Origin of the sequence: Ruegeria sp. HKCCA6707 (assembly GCF_013033515.1) — a bacterium.
GTDB lineage: Bacteria > Pseudomonadota > Alphaproteobacteria > Rhodobacterales > Rhodobacteraceae > Ruegeria.
The window spans coordinates 15,937-37,500 of record NZ_WQEG01000012.1 but is presented as its reverse complement, the minus strand read 5'-3'; the positions used below and the strand labels follow the sequence as shown (position 1 = coordinate 37,500).

At 59.2% G+C, this 21,564-nt stretch carries 28 protein-coding genes; 16 read left to right on the top strand and 12 right to left on the bottom strand.

Going from position 1 to position 21,564, the window contains the following annotated elements; translation table 11 throughout:
• Positions 1-30 precede the first annotated feature (30 nt).
• From GOW40_RS19760 to GOW40_RS19750, 3 genes are all read right to left on the bottom strand, one after another.
• Positions 31-3,486 carry a chromosome segregation SMC family protein gene (locus tag GOW40_RS19760; protein WP_171130597.1) on the bottom strand — a complete coding sequence of 1,152 codons (3,456 nt, stop codon included), beginning with the start codon at positions 3,484-3,486 and terminating at the stop codon, positions 31-33.
• A gap of 141 nt (positions 3,487-3,627) precedes the next feature.
• Complete coding sequence (locus GOW40_RS19755; RefSeq protein WP_171130599.1) at positions 3,628-4,023, bottom strand: hypothetical protein; 396 nt, start codon at positions 4,021-4,023, stop codon at positions 3,628-3,630.
• A gap of 44 nt (positions 4,024-4,067) precedes the next feature.
• Complete coding sequence (locus tag GOW40_RS19750; protein ID WP_171130601.1) at positions 4,068-5,261, bottom strand: PLP-dependent aminotransferase family protein; 1,194 nt, start codon at positions 5,259-5,261, stop codon at positions 4,068-4,070.
• Between the two features lie 155 nt (positions 5,262-5,416).
• On the opposite strand from GOW40_RS19750, the gene GOW40_RS19745 reads away from it, so the two are divergent.
• Positions 5,417-6,187 (top strand): FadR/GntR family transcriptional regulator, encoded by a 771-nt coding sequence (locus GOW40_RS19745; protein WP_171130603.1) that lies wholly within the window; start codon positions 5,417-5,419, stop codon positions 6,185-6,187.
• 103 nt (positions 6,188-6,290) lie between these two features.
• Here the strand turns inward: GOW40_RS19745 and GOW40_RS19740 are convergent, their stop codons facing one another.
• The 5 genes from GOW40_RS19740 to GOW40_RS19720 all read right to left on the bottom strand — a co-directional run bounded on the left by GOW40_RS19740 (position 6,291) and on the right by GOW40_RS19720 (position 8,861).
• Positions 6,291-6,851 (bottom strand): F0F1 ATP synthase subunit B, encoded by a 561-nt coding sequence (locus tag GOW40_RS19740; RefSeq protein WP_171102729.1) that lies wholly within the window; start codon positions 6,849-6,851, stop codon positions 6,291-6,293.
• A 5-nt stretch (positions 6,852-6,856) separates the two neighbouring features.
• Positions 6,857-7,408 (bottom strand): F0F1 ATP synthase subunit B', encoded by a 552-nt coding sequence (locus GOW40_RS19735; RefSeq protein WP_171130605.1) that lies wholly within the window; start codon positions 7,406-7,408, stop codon positions 6,857-6,859.
• An 86-nt stretch (positions 7,409-7,494) separates the two neighbouring features.
• Positions 7,495-7,719: a F0F1 ATP synthase subunit C gene (locus GOW40_RS19730; RefSeq protein WP_005981269.1), complete on the bottom strand. Its 225-nt coding sequence runs from the start codon at positions 7,717-7,719 to the stop codon at positions 7,495-7,497.
• 48 nt (positions 7,720-7,767) lie between these two features.
• Positions 7,768-8,526 (bottom strand): F0F1 ATP synthase subunit A, encoded by a 759-nt coding sequence (locus GOW40_RS19725; protein WP_171102725.1) that lies wholly within the window; start codon positions 8,524-8,526, stop codon positions 7,768-7,770.
• Between the two features lie 2 nt (positions 8,527-8,528).
• On the bottom strand, positions 8,529-8,861 hold the full coding sequence (locus tag GOW40_RS19720; RefSeq protein ID WP_171102723.1) for an AtpZ/AtpI family protein: 333 nt from the start codon (positions 8,859-8,861) through the stop codon (positions 8,529-8,531).
• A gap of 232 nt (positions 8,862-9,093) precedes the next feature.
• On the opposite strand from GOW40_RS19720, the gene GOW40_RS19715 reads away from it, so the two are divergent.
• Positions 9,094-9,426, top strand: a complete 333-nt coding sequence (locus tag GOW40_RS19715; RefSeq protein ID WP_171130607.1) for a metalloregulator ArsR/SmtB family transcription factor — start codon at positions 9,094-9,096, stop codon at positions 9,424-9,426.
• Between the two features lie 6 nt (positions 9,427-9,432).
• On the opposite strand, the gene GOW40_RS19710 is transcribed toward GOW40_RS19715, so the two are convergent.
• The 3 genes from GOW40_RS19710 to GOW40_RS19700 form a co-directional block, all read right to left on the bottom strand.
• Positions 9,433-9,846 (bottom strand): universal stress protein, encoded by a 414-nt coding sequence (locus GOW40_RS19710; RefSeq protein ID WP_171130608.1) that lies wholly within the window; start codon positions 9,844-9,846, stop codon positions 9,433-9,435.
• A gap of 145 nt (positions 9,847-9,991) precedes the next feature.
• Positions 9,992-10,906, bottom strand: coding sequence for a DMT family transporter (locus tag GOW40_RS19705; protein WP_171130610.1), 915 nt, complete (start codon positions 10,904-10,906; stop codon positions 9,992-9,994).
• Positions 10,903-11,781 carry a LysR family transcriptional regulator gene (locus GOW40_RS19700; RefSeq protein WP_171102716.1) on the bottom strand — a complete coding sequence of 293 codons (879 nt, stop codon included), beginning with the start codon at positions 11,779-11,781 and terminating at the stop codon, positions 10,903-10,905. The genes GOW40_RS19705 and GOW40_RS19700 overlap by 4 nt, the downstream gene beginning before the upstream one ends.
• 135 nt (positions 11,782-11,916) lie before the next feature.
• Here GOW40_RS19700 and GOW40_RS19695 point away from each other — a divergent pair, with 135 nt between their 5' ends.
• The 14 genes from GOW40_RS19695 (at position 11,917) to trmD (ending at position 20,510) form a co-directional block, all read left to right on the top strand.
• The gene (locus tag GOW40_RS19695; protein ID WP_171130613.1) at positions 11,917-12,498 is read left to right on the top strand and encodes an FMN-dependent NADH-azoreductase; all 582 of its coding nucleotides are present in this window, start codon (positions 11,917-11,919) and stop codon (positions 12,496-12,498) included.
• 66 nt (positions 12,499-12,564) lie between these two features.
• Positions 12,565-13,308 carry an aspartate/glutamate racemase family protein gene (locus GOW40_RS19690; RefSeq protein ID WP_171130615.1) on the top strand — a complete coding sequence of 248 codons (744 nt, stop codon included), beginning with the start codon at positions 12,565-12,567 and terminating at the stop codon, positions 13,306-13,308.
• An 89-nt stretch (positions 13,309-13,397) separates the two neighbouring features.
• Positions 13,398-13,742 (top strand): DUF4407 domain-containing protein, encoded by a 345-nt coding sequence (locus tag GOW40_RS19685; protein ID WP_254444523.1) that lies wholly within the window; start codon positions 13,398-13,400, stop codon positions 13,740-13,742.
• A gap of 48 nt (positions 13,743-13,790) precedes the next feature.
• The gene (locus tag GOW40_RS22370) at positions 13,791-13,916 is read left to right on the top strand and encodes a hypothetical protein (protein ID WP_256367878.1); all 126 of its coding nucleotides are present in this window, start codon (positions 13,791-13,793) and stop codon (positions 13,914-13,916) included.
• Between the two features lie 253 nt (positions 13,917-14,169).
• The gene (gene ffh, locus GOW40_RS19680) at positions 14,170-15,678 is read left to right on the top strand and encodes a signal recognition particle protein (protein WP_171130617.1); all 1,509 of its coding nucleotides are present in this window, start codon (positions 14,170-14,172) and stop codon (positions 15,676-15,678) included.
• Positions 15,679-15,734: 56 nt separating this feature from the next.
• Positions 15,735-16,325 (top strand): GNAT family N-acetyltransferase, encoded by a 591-nt coding sequence (locus GOW40_RS19675; protein ID WP_171130620.1) that lies wholly within the window; start codon positions 15,735-15,737, stop codon positions 16,323-16,325.
• Positions 16,322-16,858: a GNAT family N-acetyltransferase gene (locus GOW40_RS19670; RefSeq protein WP_171130622.1), complete on the top strand. Its 537-nt coding sequence runs from the start codon at positions 16,322-16,324 to the stop codon at positions 16,856-16,858. Before GOW40_RS19675 ends, GOW40_RS19670 begins: the two co-directional genes overlap by 4 nt.
• Complete coding sequence (locus GOW40_RS19665; protein WP_171130624.1) at positions 16,855-17,151, top strand: chorismate mutase; 297 nt, start codon at positions 16,855-16,857, stop codon at positions 17,149-17,151. Before GOW40_RS19670 ends, GOW40_RS19665 begins: the two co-directional genes overlap by 4 nt.
• A 42-nt stretch (positions 17,152-17,193) precedes the next feature.
• Positions 17,194-17,589 (top strand): 30S ribosomal protein S16, encoded by a 396-nt coding sequence (rpsP, locus tag GOW40_RS19660; protein ID WP_171102692.1) that lies wholly within the window; start codon positions 17,194-17,196, stop codon positions 17,587-17,589.
• A gap of 12 nt (positions 17,590-17,601) precedes the next feature.
• A complete protein-coding gene (gene bluB / locus GOW40_RS19655) occupies positions 17,602-18,237 on the top strand; it encodes a 5,6-dimethylbenzimidazole synthase (protein ID WP_171130626.1) in 636 nt (211 codons plus the stop codon).
• A 6-nt stretch (positions 18,238-18,243) separates the two neighbouring features.
• The gene (locus GOW40_RS22080) at positions 18,244-18,393 is read left to right on the top strand and encodes a hypothetical protein (RefSeq protein ID WP_217352331.1); all 150 of its coding nucleotides are present in this window, start codon (positions 18,244-18,246) and stop codon (positions 18,391-18,393) included.
• Positions 18,386-18,889, top strand: a complete 504-nt coding sequence (gene rimM / locus GOW40_RS19650) for a ribosome maturation factor RimM (RefSeq protein WP_171130628.1) — start codon at positions 18,386-18,388, stop codon at positions 18,887-18,889. The genes GOW40_RS22080 and rimM overlap by 8 nt, the downstream gene beginning before the upstream one ends.
• Positions 18,889-19,701 carry a hypothetical protein gene (locus GOW40_RS19645; protein ID WP_171102686.1) on the top strand — a complete coding sequence of 271 codons (813 nt, stop codon included), beginning with the start codon at positions 18,889-18,891 and terminating at the stop codon, positions 19,699-19,701. Before rimM ends, GOW40_RS19645 begins: the two co-directional genes overlap by 1 nt.
• Positions 19,698-20,510, top strand: a complete 813-nt coding sequence (gene trmD, locus GOW40_RS19640; RefSeq protein WP_171130630.1) for a tRNA (guanosine(37)-N1)-methyltransferase TrmD — start codon at positions 19,698-19,700, stop codon at positions 20,508-20,510. Before GOW40_RS19645 ends, trmD begins: the two co-directional genes overlap by 4 nt.
• Here the strand turns inward: trmD and GOW40_RS19635 are convergent.
• Positions 20,507-21,307 carry a GH25 family lysozyme gene (locus GOW40_RS19635; RefSeq protein ID WP_171130632.1) on the bottom strand — a complete coding sequence of 267 codons (801 nt, stop codon included), beginning with the start codon at positions 21,305-21,307 and terminating at the stop codon, positions 20,507-20,509. The two genes, trmD and GOW40_RS19635, sit on opposite strands and share 4 nt — an antisense overlap.
• Between the last annotated feature and the right edge of the window lie 257 nt (positions 21,308-21,564).

Below are 21,564 nucleotides of genomic sequence, written 5' to 3'. Positions count from 1 at the left end.
GGAAACCGCTCATAACGTTGTGGTGATGGTTCATGCCACCATCTGCTCGGCTTTCTTCAGATCGACCGACACCAACTGGCTGACGCCCTGTTCCTGCATCGTCACACCAAACAGCCGGTCCATCCGGGCCATGGTTACCGCATGGTGGGTGATGATCAGGAACCGGGTGTCGGTCTGGCGGCACATCTCATCCAGCAAGTCACAGAACCGGGTCACGTTGGCGTCGTCCAGAGGAGCGTCGACTTCGTCCAGCACGCAGATCGGGGCTGGGTTCGCCAGGAAGACGCCAAAGATCAGCGCCGTGGCGGTCAGGGTCTGCTCACCACCCGACAGCAGGCTAAGGGTCGACAGCTTTTTACCTGGCGGCTGACACATGATCTCAAGCCCGGCATCCAGCGGATCGTCACTTTCGACCATGACTAGGTTGGCCTCGCCACCGCCAAACAGGTGCTTGAACAGCATCGCAAAGTTCGAGTTCACTTGCTCAAACGCGGTCAGCAGACGTTCGCGCCCTTCGCGGTTGAGGCTGGCAATGCCGCTGCGCAGCGCCTTGATCGCCTCTTCCAGATCGGCCTTTTCGCTGGTGAGCGTGTCGAACTCCTCCTGCACCTCTTTGCTGTCTTCTTCGGCGCGCAGGTTCACCGCCCCCATCGCATCGCGTTGACGCTTGTGGCGGTTGACTTCAGCCTCCAGCGCATCTGCGGCGGGCATCTGGTCGGGGTTCACATCCAATTGGTTCAGCAACTGGTTGGGGGTCAGCTGTTGGTCTTCGGCGATCCGTTCGGCGGCTGCAACAACACCTTCTTTCGCCGCTTCGCTTCGCGCCTCGGCGGCTGCGCGCATTTCGCGAGCTTCCGAGGCAAGCCGTTCTGCCTCACGTTCGGCCAGAACCGCGTCGCGCTGCTGCGCTTCGGCTTCGGCCAAACGATCACCAGCTTCTTTGCGGCGGGCTTCGGCGGTTTCGATCAAAGTGTTCAACTCGGCGCGCTGTGCGGCGATCTCGTCAGGTGCAGCCATCGCCTGCGACAGCTCAGCTTCCGAACTCTCCTTGCGCTCTGCCAGTTCCGAAATCCGCTTTTCCGCCGTTTCCAGCCGGTGCCGCCAACCGCTGAGGTCTTTGGTGACCTCCTGGCTACGGCGCGTGCGTGCCTCGCCTTCGCGGCGCAGTTCGTCATGGGTCGAGCGATGGGTCAGCATGGTGATCCGCGCCGCCTCAACCGTTTGTTTGATGTCTTCCAACTGGCTGCGCGCTGTGTCCAGATCACCCAGACCCGTCAGCGCGTTTTCGGCCTCGCGCAGCTGCGCGCGCGCGGACATGGCATCCTCTTTGTGGCGGTCGACGGCCAATGACAGGGTCTCAAGCTTGCCCTGCGCAAGATTACGATCTGCCTCGGCGCGGCTGAGCGCACGGGCTGCTTCGGCCATACGTTGATCGGCAGCGCGCCGGGCCTCACGCGCTTTGCGGTCTGCCTCGGTCACTTCAGCCAGTTTCTGCGACAATGTCTCATGCGCCGCGCGCGCGCCTTCGGCCTGCGCTTCGGTCCGCGCAAGCTCTTGCTTCAATGCTTCCAGCTTGTTCAACTGCTCCAACCGCAGCGCGGCTGCACTGGGCGCATCTTCGGCCCAGGCGCGGAACCCGTCCCAGCGCCACAAATCCCCCGAACGCGACACCAGACGCTGACCAGGCTTCAAGGCCGATTGCAAGCGCGCGCCCTGATCCGCATCCACAAGTCCGATTTGCGCAATACGACGGCTCAACCGGTCGGGGCCCGAGACATGCAGTGCGAGTGGTTCGGCACCGTCAGGCAACGGTTGATCAGCATCATAGCCGCTCAATTCCACCCAACCCGACGGTCCATCTCCTTCGACCAGAGGGGCGCGCAAGTCATCGGCCAAAGCGGCACCAAGCGCCTTTTCAAACCCCGGCACCACGCGCAACAGGTCCAGAACCTGACCGCCTTCGGCAGTGTCCCGCTCGACCAATTTGGCCAATGCCGTCGTTTCAGCGCGGATCGCGCCCAACTCGCCTTCCGCCTCTGACCGTTTGGCCCGCGCGTCTGCCTCGCGCGCCTGCGTTTCGTTGCGCAACTCATCAGCCGCCGTCAGCGCGGTTTCCGCAGCGTCTGCCGCACTCCGCGCCGCGTCTTCGTCCTTCTGTGCCGTCGCATAGGCCTCACCCGCGCGGTTCACCGCCGATTTGGCATCCTCCACTGCCAGGCGCGCCTTTTCTTCCTCCCCCTCAGACCGGGCCAGTGTCTTGCGGCTGTCTTCGACCAAACGCTGCGCCGATTGGTGTCGCGCCACAAGCCGGGCCAGGTCTTCCGTCTCTTGAGACAAATGGTCCTCACGCTGCTGCAAGACCGAGGCCGCCTCGCGCGCAACCTCAGCCGCTTCGGCAAGCTTTTCGTCCTGACCCTCGGCCGCTTTGGCCAGTTCGCGTGCTTCCCATTCCAAACGCTCGATCATCTCACCCGCATCGCGGTTCAGACCCGTCTCACGCTCGATGTCATGACCCAACTGCTTGATGCGGTTGGTCAGCGTCTCGATGGTCTGCCGCGCGCGGGATTCCTGATCGGTCAGTTGATCCCGTTCGACCTGCTGGCGTTGCAGGACTGCAGCGGCGATAGCCTCTTCCTCGCGCAATGGTGGCAAAGTCTCTTCGATCTCGGCACGCTTGGCAGAGGCCGCGCGCGCCTGCGCTTCGGCACGCGACGCTTCGGTGATACGGTCCCGCAGCTTGTCTTCGGCTTTCTGGCGCGCGATATCGGCTTCTTTCCAACGGCGATACAGCAGCATCCCCTCGGCCTGCCGCAGCAAGGTTCCGATCTCACGATACCGGGCCGCCTGTCGGGCCTGACGCGCCAATTGCGCCAGTTGCCCGCCCAACTGCTCCAGCACGTCATCAACACGGGTCAGGTTGGCTTCTGTGCCTTTCAGCTTCAACTCCGCCTCGTGGCGACGTTGGTAGAGCCCCGAAATCCCGGCGGCCTCTTCCAGAATGCGGCGCCGGGCGCGGGGTTTGGCGTTGATCAGCTCGGCAATGCGGTTCTGTCCCACCAAGGCAGGCGAATGCGCACCGGTAGAGGCATCGGCGAACAGCATCTGCACATCGCGCGCGCGCACATCCTTGCCATTGGTCTTATAGGCGCTGCCCACGTCGCGGGTGATGCGGCGCACAATCTCAAGCTGGTCATTATCGTTGAACCCCGAAGGTGCGAGGCGTTCCGAATTGTCCATGGTCAGGACCACTTCGGCAAAGTTGCGCGCGGGCCGTGTGGCGGCCCCGGCAAAGATCACATCTTCCATCGCGCCACCGCGCATGGATTTCGGGCGGTTTTCCCCCATCACCCAGCGCAGCGCTTCCAGCAGGTTCGACTTGCCGCACCCATTGGGGCCGACGACACCGGTCAGCCCGTCCGCGATGATCAGATCGGTCGGATCAACGAAGCTTTTGAAGCCGGTCAATTTGAGTTTGCTAAAACGCAATGACGAACGGGTCCCATGATTCCTGTAGCTCCGAAGTCTGCGCAACCGACAGGGCCAGAGTCAACGGGAACCCGCAGGATATGGCCTGCCAGTGGCACTTATCCACAATATCTTGGCGAAATACGCAAGAACACGCGTGTTTCAATAGGGTGAACACTCGAACAGGTCATAGCCCAGATCCTCTGAGCGGCCGAAGTTGATGCATTCGTAATTGCGACGCGATATCGCCGCCAGCAACAGCTTTTCCCCGGCCTCACGGTCGCAACCCAGCACACCGACAGTTACAGCGGCGTCGCCCAACACATCGAGGATGGGGCAGCCCGAAACCTGCATCATCGCCAAGCCCGCCCGTTGGCGTATGGGCCCAAGACGGGGCGCGTATTGGGTGTTGACCCGCACGGCCTCGGCCAGATGCCCGCGCACGCGCACGTCAAAGACGCTGCCATTCACAGCCACGCGCGTGGCAGGTAGGTCCCGGAAATGCGGCGTGCCTGCGGAACAGGCTGCCAGCAGGAAAATTGCGACAAAGCGGATCATGCCCGCTTTTGTGCGCGAATTTGGTTAATAGAACCTTTCGGGCACTACGCCCGCAATACCTGACCCAACCGGCGGACACCCTCGCGGATCGTATCTTCATCCGAGTTGGAAAAGCTCAGCCGGATCGTATTTGCCCCGCTGCCATCAGGGAAAAACGCCTGCCCCGGAACAAAGGCAAGCTTGACCGTCTTCAGCGCTTTCTCCAGCAGTTCCGCACCATCGGTTCCTTTCGGCAAAGTCACCCAGACAAACATGCCACCTTCCGGCTGAGTCCATGCGACCCCTTCGGGCATATGCTCGTCCAAAGCTGCAAGCATGGCGTCACGACGGGCGCTGTAAGCGCTGCGCAGCTTGGGAATATGTGTTTCAAAACAGCTTTCGGCCACTTTATGCACGGCCATCTGGTTGATGGTGGACGAATGCAGATCAGCCGCCTGTCTCAGCAACACCAACCGCGAGATGGTCGACTTGGCCGCAACCACCCAACCCAGGCGCAACCCTGGGGAAAGGGTTTTCGAGAAACTGCCGCAATAGATCGTCCGGCACGCCTCGATGGATCCCTTGCGCGCGATCTCAAGCGCCAGCACGGGTGGGATCGGCTCACCATCATAGCGCAGCGCCTGATAGGCCCCGTCTTCGATCACGGCACAATTCAGATCCTCGGCCAGATCCAACACAGCATTACGGCCCCGCAAATCAGTGGTTTCCCCTGTAGGGTTGGCAAAATCAGCCGAGAGATAGGCGAATTTGACGGCACCTTCGCCAGCGGCGGCCCTGTATTGTGCAGCCCCTATATTGCCGTCGACGCTCAGTTGGTCAAAGCGTGGCTCATAAGCGCTAAAGGCGTTGATTGCGCCCAGATAGGTGGGCCATCCAACCAGGGCCGTGTCGCCCGGTGACAGGAACAGCTTGCCCAGATAGTCCAGCGCCTGTTGCGAGCCTGAGGTGATCAGGATGTTATCGATATCGCAGGGGATACCCATCTGGCCCATGTGTTCGGCCAACCATTGGCGCAGCGGGGGATACCCCTCGCTGACGGAGTATTGCAGCGCCTGAGTTTGCTGGTCAGGGGTCAAAGACGCCTGGAACGCTTGCGCAAAAGCCTCGGCCGGAAACAAGGCCGGATCGGGGATGCCACCGGCAAAAGACACGATGTCCGGTTGCTCCAACAGCTTCAACAGCTCACGTATTTCCGACGCTTTCATGCGGGACATACGGGTTGCAAAAAGGTGATCCATCGACTCAGGCCTCCTCTGCCCTGACGTTTCAGGTCAAGTTACTCAGAACCCTATATAAGTCAATATTTATGACCTAAATTTCCAACACGCCCGATGTCTTGAACACCGCCGCTTAACGTGGTCATATGATTTGACCAATTTCGAATGAAGACCGGATGCCCTTTCAAAAAGTTCAAACCGAAAAGCTGTCGCTTGCCGTGGTGCGGCAGATCGAACTTCTGATCCTGCGGGGCATTTTGCGCCCGGGCGAGCGCCTGCCGGCAGAACGCGAACTGGCCGAGCGCCTTGGGGTCTCACGCCCGTCGCTGCGCGAAGCGATTTCGGAATTGCAGGCGCAGGGTTTGCTGACCGCAAAAGCGGGTTCCGGCATCTACGTGGCCGAAGTTTTGGGCTCTGCCTTCTCCCCAGCGCTGATCCGTCTGTTCGGAAGCCATGACGAAGCGGTGTTCGACTATCTCTCGTTCAGACGGGACATGGAGGGGCTGGCCGCCGAACGCGCAGCGCGATTGGGTTCAGACAGTGATTTGCGTGTTATCCAAGCCTTGATGGACAAAATGGAGGCCGCCCATGCCGACAATTCGGCAGAAGATGAGGCCCAACTGGACGCTCAGTTTCACATGGCGATCATCGAGGCCAGCCATAACGTTGTGATGCTGCATATGATGCGTTCGATGTTCGACCTGCTGCGTCAGGGCGTGTTCTATAACCGGCAAATGATGTTCCATCAGCGCACCACCCGCGACGCAATCCTGGACCAGCACCGCGCCATCAACACGGCCTTGCAAGAACGCGACCCCAAAGGCGCGCGTCAGGCCGTGGAACAGCACCTGAGCTATGTGGAGCGGTGTATGGCCGACTACCAGAAAGCCAACCGAAACGAAGCCATCGCACAGCAACGCCTGCAACAGGTCAACCGGAGCAGTTGATGTTCATCGGTCGCTGATCAGCTGTTCCAGAACCTGAAGAAATTAGTACAAGAAAAAACCCGGTCATTGGACCGGGTTCGTTTCGTTCGTATGTGGCGCCAGATCAGTGCAGCTTTTCTCCAACATCCGCGATGGATGCGTCGATCAGCTTGTTGGCCTGGGTCGCTGTCATCTGCTTGGCTAAGACCGCGTTGGCTGCCGAAACCGCGACCGAGATCGCCTGATCGCGAACCTCTTTCACAGCAGACGCCTCGGCGGATGCGATCTGGTCCTGCGCAGCTGCGAGGCGACGCTCGATGGATTTCTCCAGATCGACCTTGGCTTGTTCCGCGGCCAGCGCCGCGTCTTCTTTGGCAGCGGCCACGATGGCATCGGCTTGACCCTGCACTTCGCGTTGCTTGCGCTCATACGAGGCCAACAGGCTGCGGGCTTCTTCGTGCAGCGCGCGCGCCTCGTCCAACTCGGACTTGATGCCTTCGGCACGTTTGTCCAACAGACCACCGATCATGCCGGGGACCTTGAAGTAGAACAAGATCGCGATGAAGACGATGAAGCCCAGAAGGACCACAAAGTCGGTATTGGCTAGCGAAAAGAACGGGCCTTTGGCTGCAAAGGCCGGGCTGGCTGCGCCGAAGGTCAGGATAAGGGCAAGAGTGTTCCGCATGTCACTTATCCTTTCATCTGCGCGTCTACAGCACTGTCGATGGCTTTGGCATCTGCCTCGCCGCCCAGCGCGGTTACCAGTTCAGCCGCCGTGTCCTTGGCAACCACTTGAATGCTTTCCAGCGCGCCGGCTCGGATGTCGGCAATAGCCCTTTCCGATTCGGCCGCTTTTGCAGCGATTTCCGCATCCGCCTTGGCAATCGCGTCATCCAGACCAGCCTGGATTTCGGCGCGTGCTTCGGCAGCAATACGCTGCGCTTCGGCACGGGCATCAGCCAGCGCCTTGTTATAGGCCTCTTCGGCCTCGACCGCCTTGGCCTTCAGATCTTCGGCCGCAGCCAGGTCATTTGTAATGGTCCCCTGACGTTCCGCCAGGATTGCCGCGATACGCGGCAAAGCCACGCGAGACAGGACCAGAAAGATGACGACCAGCGTAATGACCAGCCAGAAAATCTGGTTGGGAAACCAATCGAAGCAGAGCTGTGGCATCCCGATGGCAGAGCCATAGGAGTCAACGCACGAGCCAGCCACTTCTTTGGCAATGGGTTCAGTCGCCATGATGTCCTCCGTCGGAACGTTGTCTTTACAACAGGCGGGCCACTATGGCGTGGGCCCACCTGCGCGTAAGGATCAGGTTCCGCAGATTATACGGCGAACATCAGCAGCAGCGAGACCAGGAATGCAAAGATCCCCAGGGCTTCTGCGAACGCGATACCGATGAAGAGGGTTGCGGTCTGCGATGCAGCCGCCGAAGGGTTGCGCAGAGCGCCGGCCAGGAAGTTGCCTGCAACGTTGCCCACCCCGATTGCGGCTGCGCCGGAACCGATTGCTGCCAGGCCTGCGCCGATATGTGCGAGATCGCCTTCCATGATGTATCTCCTTACGAATTGGAAGTTTCGATGTTGGGTGTTCGGACCTTAGTGCGACGGATGCAGCGCATCCTTGAGGTAAACACAGGTCAGAATGGTGAATACGTAGGCCTGAATGAAGGCCACCAGGACCTCAAGACCATACATTGCGGTGATCGCCAGGACCGACACGGGCGAAATCACGGCAACCGCGGCAAAGCCTGCGAAAACCTTGATCACGGCGTGGCCCGCCATAACGTTACCGGCAAGACGGATGGAATGGCTGACCGGACGCACAAAGTACGAGATCAGCTCGATCACGGCCAGGATGGGCCGCAACGCCAGAGGCGCGCTGGAAACCCAAAACAGGCCCAAGAACGCAGTGCCGTTCTTGACGAAGCCCAAGACGGTGACGGTCAGGAACACGGCCAGCGCCAGCGGGATGGTAACAGCGAAATGCGATGTGGTGGTGAACGAAGTCGGGATCAGGCCCAGGAAGTTCGCGCTGACGATGAACATGAACAAGGTCATGACATAGGGGAAGAACTTGACGCCGTCCTTGCCACAGATGTCTTCCAGCATCTTGTAGACGAACCCATAGGTCAGCTCTGCAATCGACTGGGTCCGGCTGGGGACAATAGCGCGCTTCGACGTGGGCAGAACCAGCAACAGAACAACGGCAACGATAGCCAGGAACAACCACAGGGTCACGTTGGTGATCGTGAACATGCCAACCGCACCGTCGCCGAACAACGGCTTGACGATGAACTGGTCCATTGGGTGGAAAACCAGGCTGCTGCCCTCTGCTGCGGTGGTCTCAGTTGCCACGTTCAGTCCCTCTCGTCCTTCTCGGCAGCCGTTGCTGCCGCTTGTTTCTCTTGAACCTCTTTCGCGCTGCGGAGCATAACCTTCACGCCCGCGACAAGGCCCAGCAATGTGAACAGCACCAGAAAGATCGGGATCGTCCCGAACAGGCTGTCCAGCCCGTATCCGATGCCAAATCCGATCCCCAGACCGGATACCATTTCGATGACCATCCTCCAGGCAAGCTCGCCCCCGGATATGTCAGCATCAGCGCGGGTCTTGGGCTCATTGGCCTTTTTCGCCGCGTCGATCTTGGCCTCAAGCTGCGCCATACGCTGCTTTTGGTCGTCATCGGTCACGGACGGTTTCCTCGCGCTGTCTTGAGGCTAGGTGCTAAGGGTGAAGCCGCCCAGAGTCAACGCCATTGAGCCGCCAGATTGCCACACGTTAAATCCTTGAAAAACATAATTATTTCCCACTCCCTCAGAAGAGCAAACGGTGCCAGTTTGCGGCGGCGACGCGCCAAAGGCCTGAAACCGCATATTCAACCAAATGGTTGACCAAACCCAAGCACTGTGGTTGAGCCTGCTCATGTCCAATGATCTCGACACCGTTTTCGCGGCCCTTGCCGACCCCACCCGCCGCACCATCCTGGCGATGTTGCTGGAGGACGATATGGCGGTCACCGACGTGGCGGAGCCGTTCGAGATGTCACTGGCCGCGATCTCGAAACATCTGGTTATCTTGACCAGGGCGGGGCTGATTTCTCAGGAAAAGCGGGGGCGCGTCAAATGGTGCAAGCTGGAACCCGACGCGCTGCGCGCGGCTTCGGTTTGGATGCAGGGGTTCGGGCAGTTCGAACCGGTGAACCTGGACGCCTTCGAGCGGTTTTTAGAGGTCGAACTGCCCACCGACGAAAGCTGAACGCGTCTACCGCACGGCCAGGACCGACATTTTTGCGTGCTTGGCAAGATATCCGGCATGGCTTGAAAAGATATAGTCGGTAATTCGCGGTGCGTGAGTTCCAACCACGATCAAATCGGCATTGATTTCCTCGGCTGTTCGCGTCAGGTCTCTGTCAACCTCGGCTGCCACATCGACCGAATGAATCTTGCGAACGATGACTTCCGCACCGCTGTTTGTTGCCAGATTTTCCGTAAATGCAGCAAGTTCGGCATCAAACTCGGCCTCGGATTTAGAGGCGGTGCCCATATGAACACCCGACACGCTGACCAGGGTAATTTTCGCATGTTGCCATTTGGCCATTTCTGCGGCGATATCCGCTGCTTTTCGGACTTCAGGTGGCAAATTTCGATCGACGGGTAACATGATATGACTGAACATATTTGTCCTCCTCTCCCATTAACTCAAGATAGGTAAACTGGACAAAGGTCGCCTTGATCTGGCTCAACAAATTCTGCAGTTGGCATATGATTTGACGTAAGCTTTTCGCGGTCGATCTTAGCGGTCGATACGCGCCCGGATCCCTTCAGCTTGTTGTAACAGTTTTCTCACCGGACACCTGCGCATCACTTTTCAACAAAAGCAACAAAGCCACCACTGTCATAACGGCACCACCCAGGATCAGCACCGTGGGCGCTGGACGGCCCAAGGCGATCTCCCACAAAATCACCCAACTGGGGATCAGATAGGTATAGGCCATAACCTTGGCCGAAGGCAGGCGCAGCGCTGCGAATTGAACCAGCACAAAGCTTGAGGCGGTGGCAAAAACCGCAAGATACATCAGAGTGATCCAGACGATAGGGGGAAGATTGGCCCAATCGGTCTGGCGAATGTCAGACCATCCAAAGACGGTCAGCATGACACAGCCTGCGATCAATGTACCGAAGGTGAACACAACCGCGGGCTCGCCGCGATTCAGTTTACGCACCATCGGAGTATAGACCGCGTGCGCAGCGCAGCCCCAGAAAAAGATGATCTCACCCGTCCCGACTTCGAATGCGCGAAAGGCCTGCCAATCCGCGCGAAAAATCACCCAAAGGGCTCCGACAGCACCAATGGACAAAGCCAAAGCCATGCGCGGTGTCGTAACCTGTCGCAACAATACCCAGCCCGCAACGGCAGACATCACCGGTGTCAAGGTGAACACTGCTGCCGCGCTGACGGGCTTGGCTGTCTTGAGGCCATAGAACATCAGCACGAAATAGGTCCCGAACAGGCCACCAAGCACCGCGTATCGCCACGGGGCTTGCGCCGCGCTACGAGGCAGGCCTGTCGTCACCAATGCGGCGACACCGATCAAAACCGCTGCGATCGCAAAGCGCGCCGCCGTGATCGCGGACGGCGCTATCTGATTTGCAACAATTGATCCTAAAGAAAAACTACCGGCCACCAGACCGGAGAAAACCAGCATGGCCAGGTGGCCACGGGCCTGATCCGTCATGAAACCCAGCCCTTTGCCTTTTCTTTCAGGAAGGTCAAAAAGGTCTGTACCTTTGTGGTGCGATGCAAATCGACATGCGTGACCAGCCACAGTTTCCCGGACCAATCCGGAACCGGGTCCATAACCTCGACAAGATCCGGATGTCGCGCGGCCTCCCACCGGGCCATGAACCCGATCCCCGCGCCTGCCACAACCGCTTCGCGCATGCTGAAGTTGTTGGTACACCGGAACGTTATGGTGTCTGCCGGAACCGTTTCCCGAAGCCAGCGCGAGAACGGTGCCCGGCTGTTTTCATCATCAGTGCTTACAAACACGTGGTTGGGAAAGTCTTCAACGCTGGATGGGGCACCATTTCTCTCGATATAGGACCGGCTGGCATATAGGCCGATTTCCTGCGGAATGAAGGGCTGCACCACGTTGTCCGGTTGGTCGGGCACCGACCCGGCCCGGATTGCCACATGCGCCTCGCCATATTCCAATCGGAACAAGCGATCGCCGGTCAGATAGCGCACGATCAAGCCTGGGTGCATCTGCTGAAACTCGGTCAAGGCCGGTACGATCAGCGGCGCCAACGAAGCAAGCGAAGTCACCACGAGCTCGCCCGAGACATCGTCACCGCGCCCTTTCATACGCCCGACAAGCTGGTTGAACTGATCTTCGGTGGCTTGGGCCACGCGTAGCAGATCCTCTCCGGCATCTGTCGGCGTGTAACCACGCGCATGGCGCTGAAACAGTTTTACACCCAGCCGCATCTCGATAGCATCAATATGCCGGATAACCGTTGCGTGGTGCACGCCCAGCACATCAGCGGCGCCACTGACCGTGCCCATCCGTGCAACGTGGTAAGCGGTTCTCACTTCGTCCCAATTGTCCATTGCATCTCTTTCAACGTGCAAATCCTGGAAGCTGTGCAAATTCTAACAGCAACTGTTGGTATACTTGGGTTTTGTTCGTGAATGCAACAATCATATTGACATCAGCTGCATCACCACAACCACAGGACAAAGCTGATGACACAGACCGTATTGCATATCGACGCCTCGGCCCGGCGCACAGGATCCACCACCCGAGACCTGTCCGATAAGATCGTCAAGCACCTCAACGCAACCCGCATCATTCGCCGCGACCTTGCTACACCCTTGCCGTTGCTGACCGAAGACTGGATCACCGCGAATTTCACCCCGGCTGATAAGCGTGACGATGTCCAGCGAGACCGCCTGTCACTGTCGGATGAACTGGTCAACGAATTGCAGCGCGCCGACACCGTTGTGATTGGCCTTCCGATCTACAACTTTTCCGTCCCCGCCGCGTTCAAGGCGTGGATTGATCTGGTCGCCCGCGCTGGACTGACCTTCGCGTATTCCGAAAACGGCCCCAAAGGGCTGCTGCAAGGCAAGCGCGCCATTCTGGCCATCGCCTCGGGCGGCACTGCCGTTGGGTCCGAGATTGATTTTGCCACCGATTACGCCAAACACGTGTTGGGCTTTATCGGCATTCAGGATGTTGATGTGATCGCCGCTGACCAAATGGCACTGGATGCGGAAGGCTCGCTCAACAAGGCGCAACAAGCGCTATCTGAACTGGCAGCCTGATTGACCTCCCTCAAATTTGCGTCCAGTCTGCGCTTTGGATCGAAGTGAGCAGCCTGGACGTTTCCCATGAAGAAGATCGGCATCTTGGGCGGTGTGGGATGGGCCTCCACCGTCGATTACTACCGCGCCATCGCCCAGGGCGCAGGACGTTATTTCGCCGAACGCGGCCACGGCTCACCCTTGCCGATACCGCCAATCACAATCGAATCCGTTGTGCAGGCGCAAACCCGCGCGTTGCGTGGCATCGCGGGTGACGAAGACAGCTGGGCAGAATTTGACGCCGTGTTCTGCAACGCGCTTTTGACCTTGCAAAGTGCAGGCTGCGATTTCGCCATCATCGCCTCAAACACGCCCCATGCACGCCTGCATGCGATCCGGCAGGGAGTTTCCATGCCAATCCTCAGCATTTTCGACGCCACGGCCGAGGCGACCAAGACCACTGGTGCTTCCGAGGCTCTTGTACTAGGCACAACCGTCACGATGCAGGCGACGAACTATGCAGATCATCTGGCAAATCACGGCATCGCCGCCAACCCGCGCCTGCCTGAGACAGAGATCGCCGAAATGCAGGCGATGATCGACACAGATTTCTATGGTGGAGCTTCAGATGGTGCTCATGCCCGTTTGCTAGACTTTTGCAACCGACACGCAACACCCGGCACCGCTATCCTCCTGGCCTGCACCGAACTCCCGCTGGCTTTCCCCGATCACCTGGACGATCCGGTGTTCGAGGCAGATGGCCATCTTTTCATCAACCCCTCCGCCGCACATGTCACTGCGGCCCTGACCAAAGCTTTGGCAGGGTTCTAGGCCTCTCTTCTTTTGTTCAAAAATACCTCCGTCGGAGACACGCGCCGCAAGGCGGGTTTTATTCCCCCCAACTCTTTGACCGCATTGCTATGAAGATACTCCGCGATACGCCAAACCAACTGATCCTGTCCAACACTCCCTGGCTGATTGGCCTGATGCTTATTGGCTTTATCCTCGCCTTTCTGGGCGCGGGTATCTTTATGGTCAGCGACGGCAACAAGCCTGTCTGGTTCGGCATCTTGTTCGCGTTCTTTGGTGGCGGCATGGGGGCCATAATCTTCTGTGCCATGGTCCGGCGGGTTCAGGTCATAATGGACCGCCCATCCAAAACAATCCTGATACGCCGCCAATCCGTTTTCGGCTATGAGACAGTTGAACATGCGCTTTCGGATCTTTCCCATGCCGAGGTTGAGACATCGCGCACCTCACGCTGAGGCAGCTCTTCCAAGGTCCACCGGCCTGTTCTGATTTTGGACAAGGGTATGAGCGCCGGTCGCCATCCCATTGTCGAGACCTATTACAGCGGACGCGGGGCGCAAAGGCTGGTTGATGCCGTCAACAGCTGGCTTCCGGCCCGCAAGGTTGACACAGACAGCCAATCCGCATAAAGCCCTGCCCAAACATCCGGAAGCGTTTGACCTTCCGGTCCCTTGAGTCGTTCAGGGATCGCCCCCCACCAGCGAGTTTCGCCCGTGGGGGCAATGCCAGTTGGCCTGCCTCCACATCTAAGCCAGTGGGTTAGGGGCAAGCCATTTGGAACGTCCCCCGCACCTAATTCGGTGGGAGGGGGTAATTGTGGATTGAACCGGTGCCACTTACGTAAGGGGTGCCACCAGATAACCGGCATAGGAGGCCGAAGGCATGTTTGAAAATCTATCCGAACGCCTCTCTGGCGTCTTTGACCGGCTGACCAAACAGGGTGCCCTGTCCGAAGAGGACGTCAAAACCGCGCTGCGCGAGGTGCGTGTTGCCCTGCTGGAGGCGGATGTCTCGCTGCCGGTTGCGCGTGAATTCGTCAAGAAGGTGCAGGAACAAGCCACTGGGCAAGCCGTCACCAAATCGATCACCCCCGGCCAGCAGGTCGTGAAGATCGTGCATGACGCGCTGGTCGATACACTCCGGGGCGAGGATGATCCCGGTGCACTCAAGATCGACAACCCGCCTGCCCCGATCCTGATGGTCGGTCTGCAGGGTTCTGGTAAGACCACCACAACCGGTAAGCTTGCCAAGCGGCTAAAAGAGAAAGAGGGCAAGAAGGTCCTTATGGCCTCGCTCGATGTCTATCGCCCGGCGGCGATGGATCAGCTGGCGGTACTGGGCACACAGGTGGGCGTCGATACCCTGCCGATCGTGCCAGGCCAGAAACCGGTCGATATCGCAAAACGCGCCAAGCAGCAGGCCACCTTGGGTGGCTATGACGTCTATATGCTCGACACTGCCGGCCGCCTCCACATTGACGAAGTCCTGATGGACGAGGTCGAGCAGGTCCGCAACGTGGTCGATCCGCGCGAGACTCTGCTGGTGGTCGATGGCCTGACCGGTCAGGTCGCCGTTGAAGTGGCCGAGGAGTTCGACGCCAAGGTCGGCATCTCGGGCGTTGTTCTGACCCGGATGGATGGCGACGGACGCGGCGGTGCGGCACTGTCCATGCGCGCGGTCACCGGCAAGCCCATCCGCTTTGTCGGTCTGGGCGAGAAGATGGACGCGCTCGAAACCTTCGAGCCGGACCGCATCGCAGGCCGTATTCTGGGCATGGGCGACATCGTTGCTCTGGTCGAAAAAGCCCAGGAGACGATGGAGCTTGAACAGACCGAGCGCATGATGAAGCGCATGGTCAAAGGTCAGTTCAATATGAACGACCTGAAAATGCAGCTCGAACAGATGATCCAGATGGGCGGGATGCAAGGCATGATGGGCATGATGCCCGGCATGGGCAAGATGGCCAAACAGATGGATGCCGCCGGTCTGGACGACAAAATCCTGCGCCAGCAGATCGCCATGATCCAATCGATGACCAAACGCGAACGCGCCAATCCGCAGCTGTTGCAAGCCAGCCGCAAGAAACGCATCGCCGCTGGTTCGGGGATGGAGGTCAGCGACCTCAACAAGCTGCTTAAGATGCACCGGCAGATGTCGGACATGATGAAGAAGATGGGCAAGATGGGCAAAGGCAAGATGTTGAAACACGCCATGAAAGGCATGTTCGGCAAAGGCGGCCCCTCGCCCGAAGAAATGGCGGCAGGCATGGACCCCAAGGCGCTGGAACAGGCGGCCAAGGCAATGGGCGGCAAGATGCCCGGCGGCCTGCCCGGCCTGGGTGGCGGCATGGCTCTGCCACCGGGGCTCAGCGGCTTTGGGAAGAAGAAGTAATTGGCTGTTTACCGCTGCATATCGCTGTGCTCACGCGTGAACCCGGAGGTCTTTCAATGACCTTTGGGTTCGAAGTCGCGCCAAATGCCCAGGGGGCTGAACTGGCCGAACGGGTGGCGGGTGCTATCCCGACACTCGAAACAGAGCGTTTGGTTCTGCGCGCACCGCGATTGTCGGATTTTGACACCTATGCCCGGATCGTCGCCAGCCCGCGCGCACGCTATCTGACCCTGATGTCGCGCGAAGATGCGTGGTACGATTTCACTCAGATGATCGCTATCTGGGCCCTTCGCGGTCATGGATTGTGGTCTGTCACTTTGAAGACGGATGGCGCATTGCTGGGGTTCGTCGTCCTGGGGTTTGAACCCGAAGATCCTGAACCGGAACTTGGTTTCATCTTCACCGAGGAAGGTGAAGGCCACGGCTTTGCCCATGAAGCTGCTAGCGCTGCGCTGCGCTTTGCGTTCCAACGATTGAATTGGGAAACGCTGGCCAGCTTTGTCGCCAAGGGCAACGATCGGTCACAGCGCCTTGCAGAACGTTTGGGCGCCACGCTGGAACGCGAGATCATTGAGCAAGACGGTGTCACATTGGTCTATCGTCATCTGCCCGACCCCGGTGATGGCGGGATGGAGGCTTACGCATGACCTCTTTCACCATCCCTTCCATTGAGACCAACCGCTTGATCCTGCGCGCACCGCATCAGGATGATCTGCCCGCAATGACCGCCTTCTTTGCGACCGAACGCAGCCATATGGTGGGTGGTCCAAAAGATGAGATCGGTTGCTGGGAGTCGCTGGCCAAACGCTTGGGACACTGGGCGCTGAACGGATTCGGAATGTGGCACCTGACCGAGAAATCGAGCGGAGAGTTCGTTGGTTGGGCCGGAATGATCTTTGCCCCCGGCTGGGCCGAGCCTGAATTGGGGTGGGCACTGATGGCCGAAGCCGAAGGCAAAGGTTTTGGGTTCGAGGCCGCGCAGGCCGCGCGTGACTATGCTGCCCGACATCAGGGTCTGAACGGCGTCATGAGCTATATCGCCCACGCCAATGACCGCTCGCGCGGATTGGCCGAACGTCTTGGCGCCACCTACGAGTGCGACGGCACATTGCTGGGCAAAACAGCCCAGATCTGGCGTCACCCGCAGATTGATCTGACGACCGAAAGGACCGGCCAATGACCAACCCCGTGACCCAAGCTGCCACGCTGTTGAAAGAGCATCGCGAAAGCATCGACCGGCTGGATGCGATCCTTGTCTATACACTGGGCGAGCGGTTCAAGCACACCCAGGCCGTTGGCAAGCTCAAGGCCACACATGACCTTCCCCCGTCTGATCCCACGCGCGAAGCCGCGCAGATCGCACGGCTTGAAGACCTGGCGAAAGAGGCCGATCTGGACCCCGCTTTCGCCAAGGCTTTCCTGAAATTCATCATTCAGGAAGTCATCCGACACCATAAGAAACACCAGAACTAAACCGGGCTTGCCCCGGATGCGCCATTCAAAGGAGATACCACCATGGCAATGAAAATTCGTCTCGCCCGCGGCGGCTCGAAAAAACGTCCCTTCTATCGCATTGTTGCGGCTGACAGCCGTATGCCCCGCGATGGTCGTTTCATCGAGAAGCTGGGCACCTACAACCCGCTGCTGCCGAAAGACAGCGAAGAGCGCGTGAAAATGAACATGGAGCGCATCCAGTACTGGCTGGATCAGGGTGCTCAGCCCACCGACCGGATCGCCCGCATGCTGGAAGCTGCCGGTGCCCGTGACAAGGCTGAGCGTAACAACCCCAACAAGGGTACCCCGGGCAAGAAAGCTCAGGAACGCGCCGAAGAAAAAGCGGCCAAAGCTGCTGAGGCGGCTGAAGCCGCTGCTGCACCGGCTGAAGAAGAAGCTGTCGCAGCAGAAGAATAAGCAGGCGGGCGCGTGCGAGATCAGGATTTCACCGACGATTTTCGCACGCAGTTCGATCTGTTGATGCGGCTCCGGCGCGATGTACGCCGGTTCCGCACCGACCCGATAGACGAGGCAGTGCTGACGCGCTGCCTCGACGCGTTTCAACTGGCGCCCTCTGTGGGGCTTAGTGAACCCTGGCGGCTGCTTCGCGTCGACTCCGTGCACGCAAAGGCGCTGGCACTTGAAAATTTTGAGGCCGCCAATGCACAGGCCCTGACCGGATACACCGGCGAACGCGCGCAGCTATACAGCAGCCTCAAGCTTTCGGGCATGAAACAGGCACCGGTTCATCTGGCCGTTTTCTGTGACGAGGCAACGCCAAAGGGACACGGGCTGGGTGCCAGCACCATGCCCGAGATGCGACGTTATTCGGTTGTTTCCGCCATTACGCTATTCTGGCTGACCCTTCGGTCCGAAGGGCTGGGCATGGGCTGGGTTTCGATCCTCGACCCAGAGCGTCTGCGCCACGACCTGAAGGTCGAAGAAGACTGGAGCCTGATCGGCTATTTCTGCATCGGCTGGCCAGAACGCAGCTCGGACACGCCCGAACTTGAACGCGCAGGCTGGGAAAACCGCGCCAACACTCTAACGATTGAGAAACGATAACATCCTATGTTCGGATTGATACGACTTCCCATCCTGCTGCTGATCGCATTTATTGTGGGCGTGTTCTTTGAACGCAGCAATCAGCGTGAAGCCTGCGAGGGGCTTGGGCAATGGCGAAACGGAATATGTTTGACGACGGGCGCGCCAAATGAGTGATCTGATCTGTGTGGGCAGCATTGCCGGTTCTTACGGGGTACGCGGCGAGGTGCGGGTGAAAAGCTTTTGCGCTGTGCCTGAGGATATCGAAACCTACTCGCCTTTGAGCAACGAAGACGGCAGCGAACGCTTTCCGCTGGTCCTAACCCGCCCGATCAAAAACGGGTTTGCGGCCCGACTGGGTGGCATTGAAACCAAGGAACAGGCGGACGCGATCAATGGCCTGCGTCTCTATGCCCGCCGCGATCAACTGCCCTCGCTGCCGGATGATGAGTTCTATCACACAGACCTGATCGGCCTTTCGGTCTATGACACCGGCGGTACGTTGCTGGGGCGGGTCAAGGCAGTTCAAAACCACGGCGCGGCGGATCTACTGGAGCTTGAGGGCGCAGGGTTGAAGTCAACCGTCTTGCTGCCCTTCACGCTCGAGGCTGTACCCACTGTCGATCTGGACCAAGGCCGTATCATCGCCGACCCACCCGAAGGTCTGCTGTAATGCGCCGCGTGCTGCTGCATCTGGGTCTGCACAAGACGGGCACAACTGCAGCACAGTCTTTTCTGTTTGAAAACCGCGAGCTGATCTGGCCCCGCCATGCGCTGGTCTTGCCTTATCGGACCCGCAAAACCGGCCTGTCCGAAGCGGCGACACGACACTCGGTTTATGGCCTGCCAAGCACCCTATCCGAATTTCGCGAAAAGATGCGTGATTTTCTGGCCAGTTTGGATTTCGGCGAGAAACGCGGTCTGATCCTGAGTGAAGAGAATTTCTCGGGCCTGCGCCCCAGCCGTAATGTAGCGGTGGGATATGAAGCTGCACCCGAGTTGGCCACCTGTCTGGTCGAACTGATCCAGCAGCGACTAGGCGATGAGGTCGACATCACCCTCTACCTGTCGCTGCGCCAGCGCGGCGGATGGTTGCGCAGCCTGTGGTCGCACGACCTGTTGCGCACCCGTCTGGTGCAGGATTTCGAAACCTATCGTGACCGGATGGCCGAGGTTCCGTCACCGCAGACGGCTGCGATGCAGATCCGCGACCACATAGAGAACGCTCGGGTCAAAACAGAATGGCTGGAAGATCTGCAATATCGCGCCTTCGGCGCTGGCGACCCGTTTGCCGCGTTTCTGGATCTGCCCCCAGAGCTTAAGTCGAAACTGCTTGCGCCAACACGCGTGAACCCGCGCCTGCCCGAAGATCTTCTGGAAGAATTGTTGCAGTTGAACCGCTCGGGGCTGGACGATGCGGCGCTGGAGTTGCAAAAGACGGCTTTGGTTGAAAACGCGCAAAAGGATCTGGCTCGTACCCGATGACCGAAACATCCGACAAACCTCTTGGCAAGTCTCATGGCCGCAAGGCGATCCGGCCAACGCTGAAGCCGCGCGAGTTGATGACCCCGACGCCTGATCTGCACGGGGTTTGGAAGGCCAAGGTCATCACCCTGTTTCCCACCGCCTTCCCCGGCGTTCTGGGTGAAAGCCTGACCGGCAAAGCCTTGCAGGAAGGCCTGTGGCAACTGGAAACCGTTGACTTGCGCCAGTTCGGCATCGGCAAGCACCGCAATGTCGATGATACCCCTGCGGGCGGCGGTGCGGGCATGGTGCTGCGCGCGGATGTTCTGGGCGCCGCGATTGAGCACACGATGTCGGGTATCCGCGGCAACTGGCCCCTGATCTATCTCAGCCCGCGCGGCCGAAGAATGGATCAGCAAATGATGCAGAACCTCGCGCGCTGCGATGGCATGACCCTGCTCTGCGGACGTTTCGAAGGTGTGGATGAGCGTGTATTGGAGCACTATGGCATCCAGGAAGTCTCGTTGGGCGATTTCGTCATGACGGGTGGTGAGATTGCCGCGCAAGCGCTGATCGACGCCACCGTGCGACTGATCCCCGGCGTCTTGGGCAATCAGGCCTCCGCCGAGGAGGAGAGCTTTTCCTCGGGCCTGCTGGAACATCCGCAATATACCCGCCCGGCCCAATGGAACGGGCGCGACATCCCCGAGGTTCTGATGTCAGGCCACCACGGGCGCATCGCCGAATGGCGTCAGAAAATGTCAGAAGAGATCACGCGCGCGCGCCGTCCCGACCTTTGGGCGAAACACGCGGGCGACAAATCCGACTAGCCGCCTGACTTCCACCGGGCCCAGATCTCGGGTGGGCCGTTGAACGTGTTGATATCCACACGCCCGTCGACACCCGGGACCAGACCGGTGCCCGTATATTGCCAGAACCGCCAGATTGTTCCGGGATAGACCTGACGCGGATGCCCGGCCACGGAGCGCAGCCAGAATTCGGTCTTGGGCAGGCGATCGATCTGCGTGTCGGCAAAGAAATCGACGGTCGTGTAGACGATGGGCCTGCGCCCGTAATGACGTTCGAGGATGTCCAGAAATCGCTGTGCCTCGGCCCGTACTTTGCGACCATCGGGGCGGATCCGACAGGTCTTGGAATGCGGTGTCCATTCCATATCCAGCACATGCGGAAGGTCCGCGCCTTTCGGCACATTCTTGATGAACCACCGCGCCTGCTCGCGCGCGGATCGGCAGAAATAGTAATAGTGATAGGCGCCCCAAGGCACACCTGCGGCCTGCGCCCCTTTACGGTGGGTGTCGAACATCGGATCGGCCACATCGCCACCCTCGGTCGCCTTGATGAAAACAAAACTCACCCCATTGGCCCGCGCGGTGCGCCAGTCAATCGCCCCTTGCCAACGCGACACATCCAACCCATGCACCGGGTAAAGCCCGGGATGACGCCCGTCCCATTCATGCGGATCAGCATCCGCAAATTTTGGAAAGATCAAAGCCGGGCTGGTCGTATCCGCAAAAGCCTGAGGCTCAAGACGCTGCGGCGGCGGGCCACCGCGACCGCACGACAGGGCAACAAAGGCCAGAACGGCCAGCGTAACGACACTGCGCATAATCCATACCTGCACAAAAGAACTGCTCTTCTAATTCCGTCCAGAATGCCTGATCGGCCCCAAATAGCAACGCCGTGATTTTGGAGCGGCGGAATATTACCGGGCTGGATCAGGTAGTTTGACTGCAATGTATCGATCAGCCAACCATATGTGTTCACTGGAAATGACCGCGATGTGCTGCATCGGGCGACCAAGCGCAAATTCCACGCGTCAAAAGCTCTGACTATTCTGGTGCTAAGCTTCAACCTATCGGCCAA

Excerpts from the sequence above, each read along its gene's own strand:
- GOW40_RS19755 (WP_171130599.1), bottom strand. The coding sequence starts at position 4,023 with ATGATCCGCTTTGTCGCAATTTTCCTGCTGGCAGCCTGTTCCGCAGGC.
- GOW40_RS19750 (WP_171130601.1), bottom strand. The coding sequence starts at position 5,261 with ATGGATCACCTTTTTGCAACCCGTATGTCCCGCATGAAAGCGTCGGAA.
- GOW40_RS19745 (WP_171130603.1), top strand. The coding sequence starts at position 5,417 with ATGCCCTTTCAAAAAGTTCAAACCGAAAAGCTGTCGCTTGCCGTGGTG.
- GOW40_RS19740 (WP_171102729.1), bottom strand. The coding sequence starts at position 6,851 with ATGCGGAACACTCTTGCCCTTATCCTGACCTTCGGCGCAGCCAGCCCG.
- GOW40_RS19735 (WP_171130605.1), bottom strand. The coding sequence starts at position 7,408 with ATGGCGACTGAACCCATTGCCAAAGAAGTGGCTGGCTCGTGCGTTGAC.
- GOW40_RS19730 (WP_005981269.1), bottom strand. The coding sequence starts at position 7,719 with ATGGAAGGCGATCTCGCACATATCGGCGCAGGCCTGGCAGCAATCGGT.
- GOW40_RS19715 (WP_171130607.1), top strand. The coding sequence starts at position 9,094 with ATGTCCAATGATCTCGACACCGTTTTCGCGGCCCTTGCCGACCCCACC.
- GOW40_RS19710 (WP_171130608.1), bottom strand. The coding sequence starts at position 9,846 with ATGTTCAGTCATATCATGTTACCCGTCGATCGAAATTTGCCACCTGAA.
- GOW40_RS19705 (WP_171130610.1), bottom strand. The coding sequence starts at position 10,906 with ATGACGGATCAGGCCCGTGGCCACCTGGCCATGCTGGTTTTCTCCGGT.
- GOW40_RS19700 (WP_171102716.1), bottom strand. The coding sequence starts at position 11,781 with ATGGACAATTGGGACGAAGTGAGAACCGCTTACCACGTTGCACGGATG.
- GOW40_RS19695 (WP_171130613.1), top strand. The coding sequence starts at position 11,917 with ATGACACAGACCGTATTGCATATCGACGCCTCGGCCCGGCGCACAGGA.
- GOW40_RS19690 (WP_171130615.1), top strand. The coding sequence starts at position 12,565 with ATGAAGAAGATCGGCATCTTGGGCGGTGTGGGATGGGCCTCCACCGTC.
- GOW40_RS19685 (WP_254444523.1), top strand. The coding sequence starts at position 13,398 with ATGAAGATACTCCGCGATACGCCAAACCAACTGATCCTGTCCAACACT.
- GOW40_RS22370 (WP_256367878.1), top strand. The coding sequence starts at position 13,791 with ATGAGCGCCGGTCGCCATCCCATTGTCGAGACCTATTACAGCGGACGC.
- ffh (WP_171130617.1), top strand. The coding sequence starts at position 14,170 with ATGTTTGAAAATCTATCCGAACGCCTCTCTGGCGTCTTTGACCGGCTG.
- GOW40_RS19675 (WP_171130620.1), top strand. The coding sequence starts at position 15,735 with ATGACCTTTGGGTTCGAAGTCGCGCCAAATGCCCAGGGGGCTGAACTG.
- GOW40_RS19670 (WP_171130622.1), top strand. The coding sequence starts at position 16,322 with ATGACCTCTTTCACCATCCCTTCCATTGAGACCAACCGCTTGATCCTG.
- GOW40_RS19665 (WP_171130624.1), top strand. The coding sequence starts at position 16,855 with ATGACCAACCCCGTGACCCAAGCTGCCACGCTGTTGAAAGAGCATCGC.
- rpsP (WP_171102692.1), top strand. The coding sequence starts at position 17,194 with ATGGCAATGAAAATTCGTCTCGCCCGCGGCGGCTCGAAAAAACGTCCC.
- GOW40_RS22080 (WP_217352331.1), top strand. The coding sequence starts at position 18,244 with ATGTTCGGATTGATACGACTTCCCATCCTGCTGCTGATCGCATTTATT.
- rimM (WP_171130628.1), top strand. The coding sequence starts at position 18,386 with ATGAGTGATCTGATCTGTGTGGGCAGCATTGCCGGTTCTTACGGGGTA.
- GOW40_RS19645 (WP_171102686.1), top strand. The coding sequence starts at position 18,889 with ATGCGCCGCGTGCTGCTGCATCTGGGTCTGCACAAGACGGGCACAACT.
- trmD (WP_171130630.1), top strand. The coding sequence starts at position 19,698 with ATGACCGAAACATCCGACAAACCTCTTGGCAAGTCTCATGGCCGCAAG.
- GOW40_RS19635 (WP_171130632.1), bottom strand. The coding sequence starts at position 21,307 with ATGCGCAGTGTCGTTACGCTGGCCGTTCTGGCCTTTGTTGCCCTGTCG.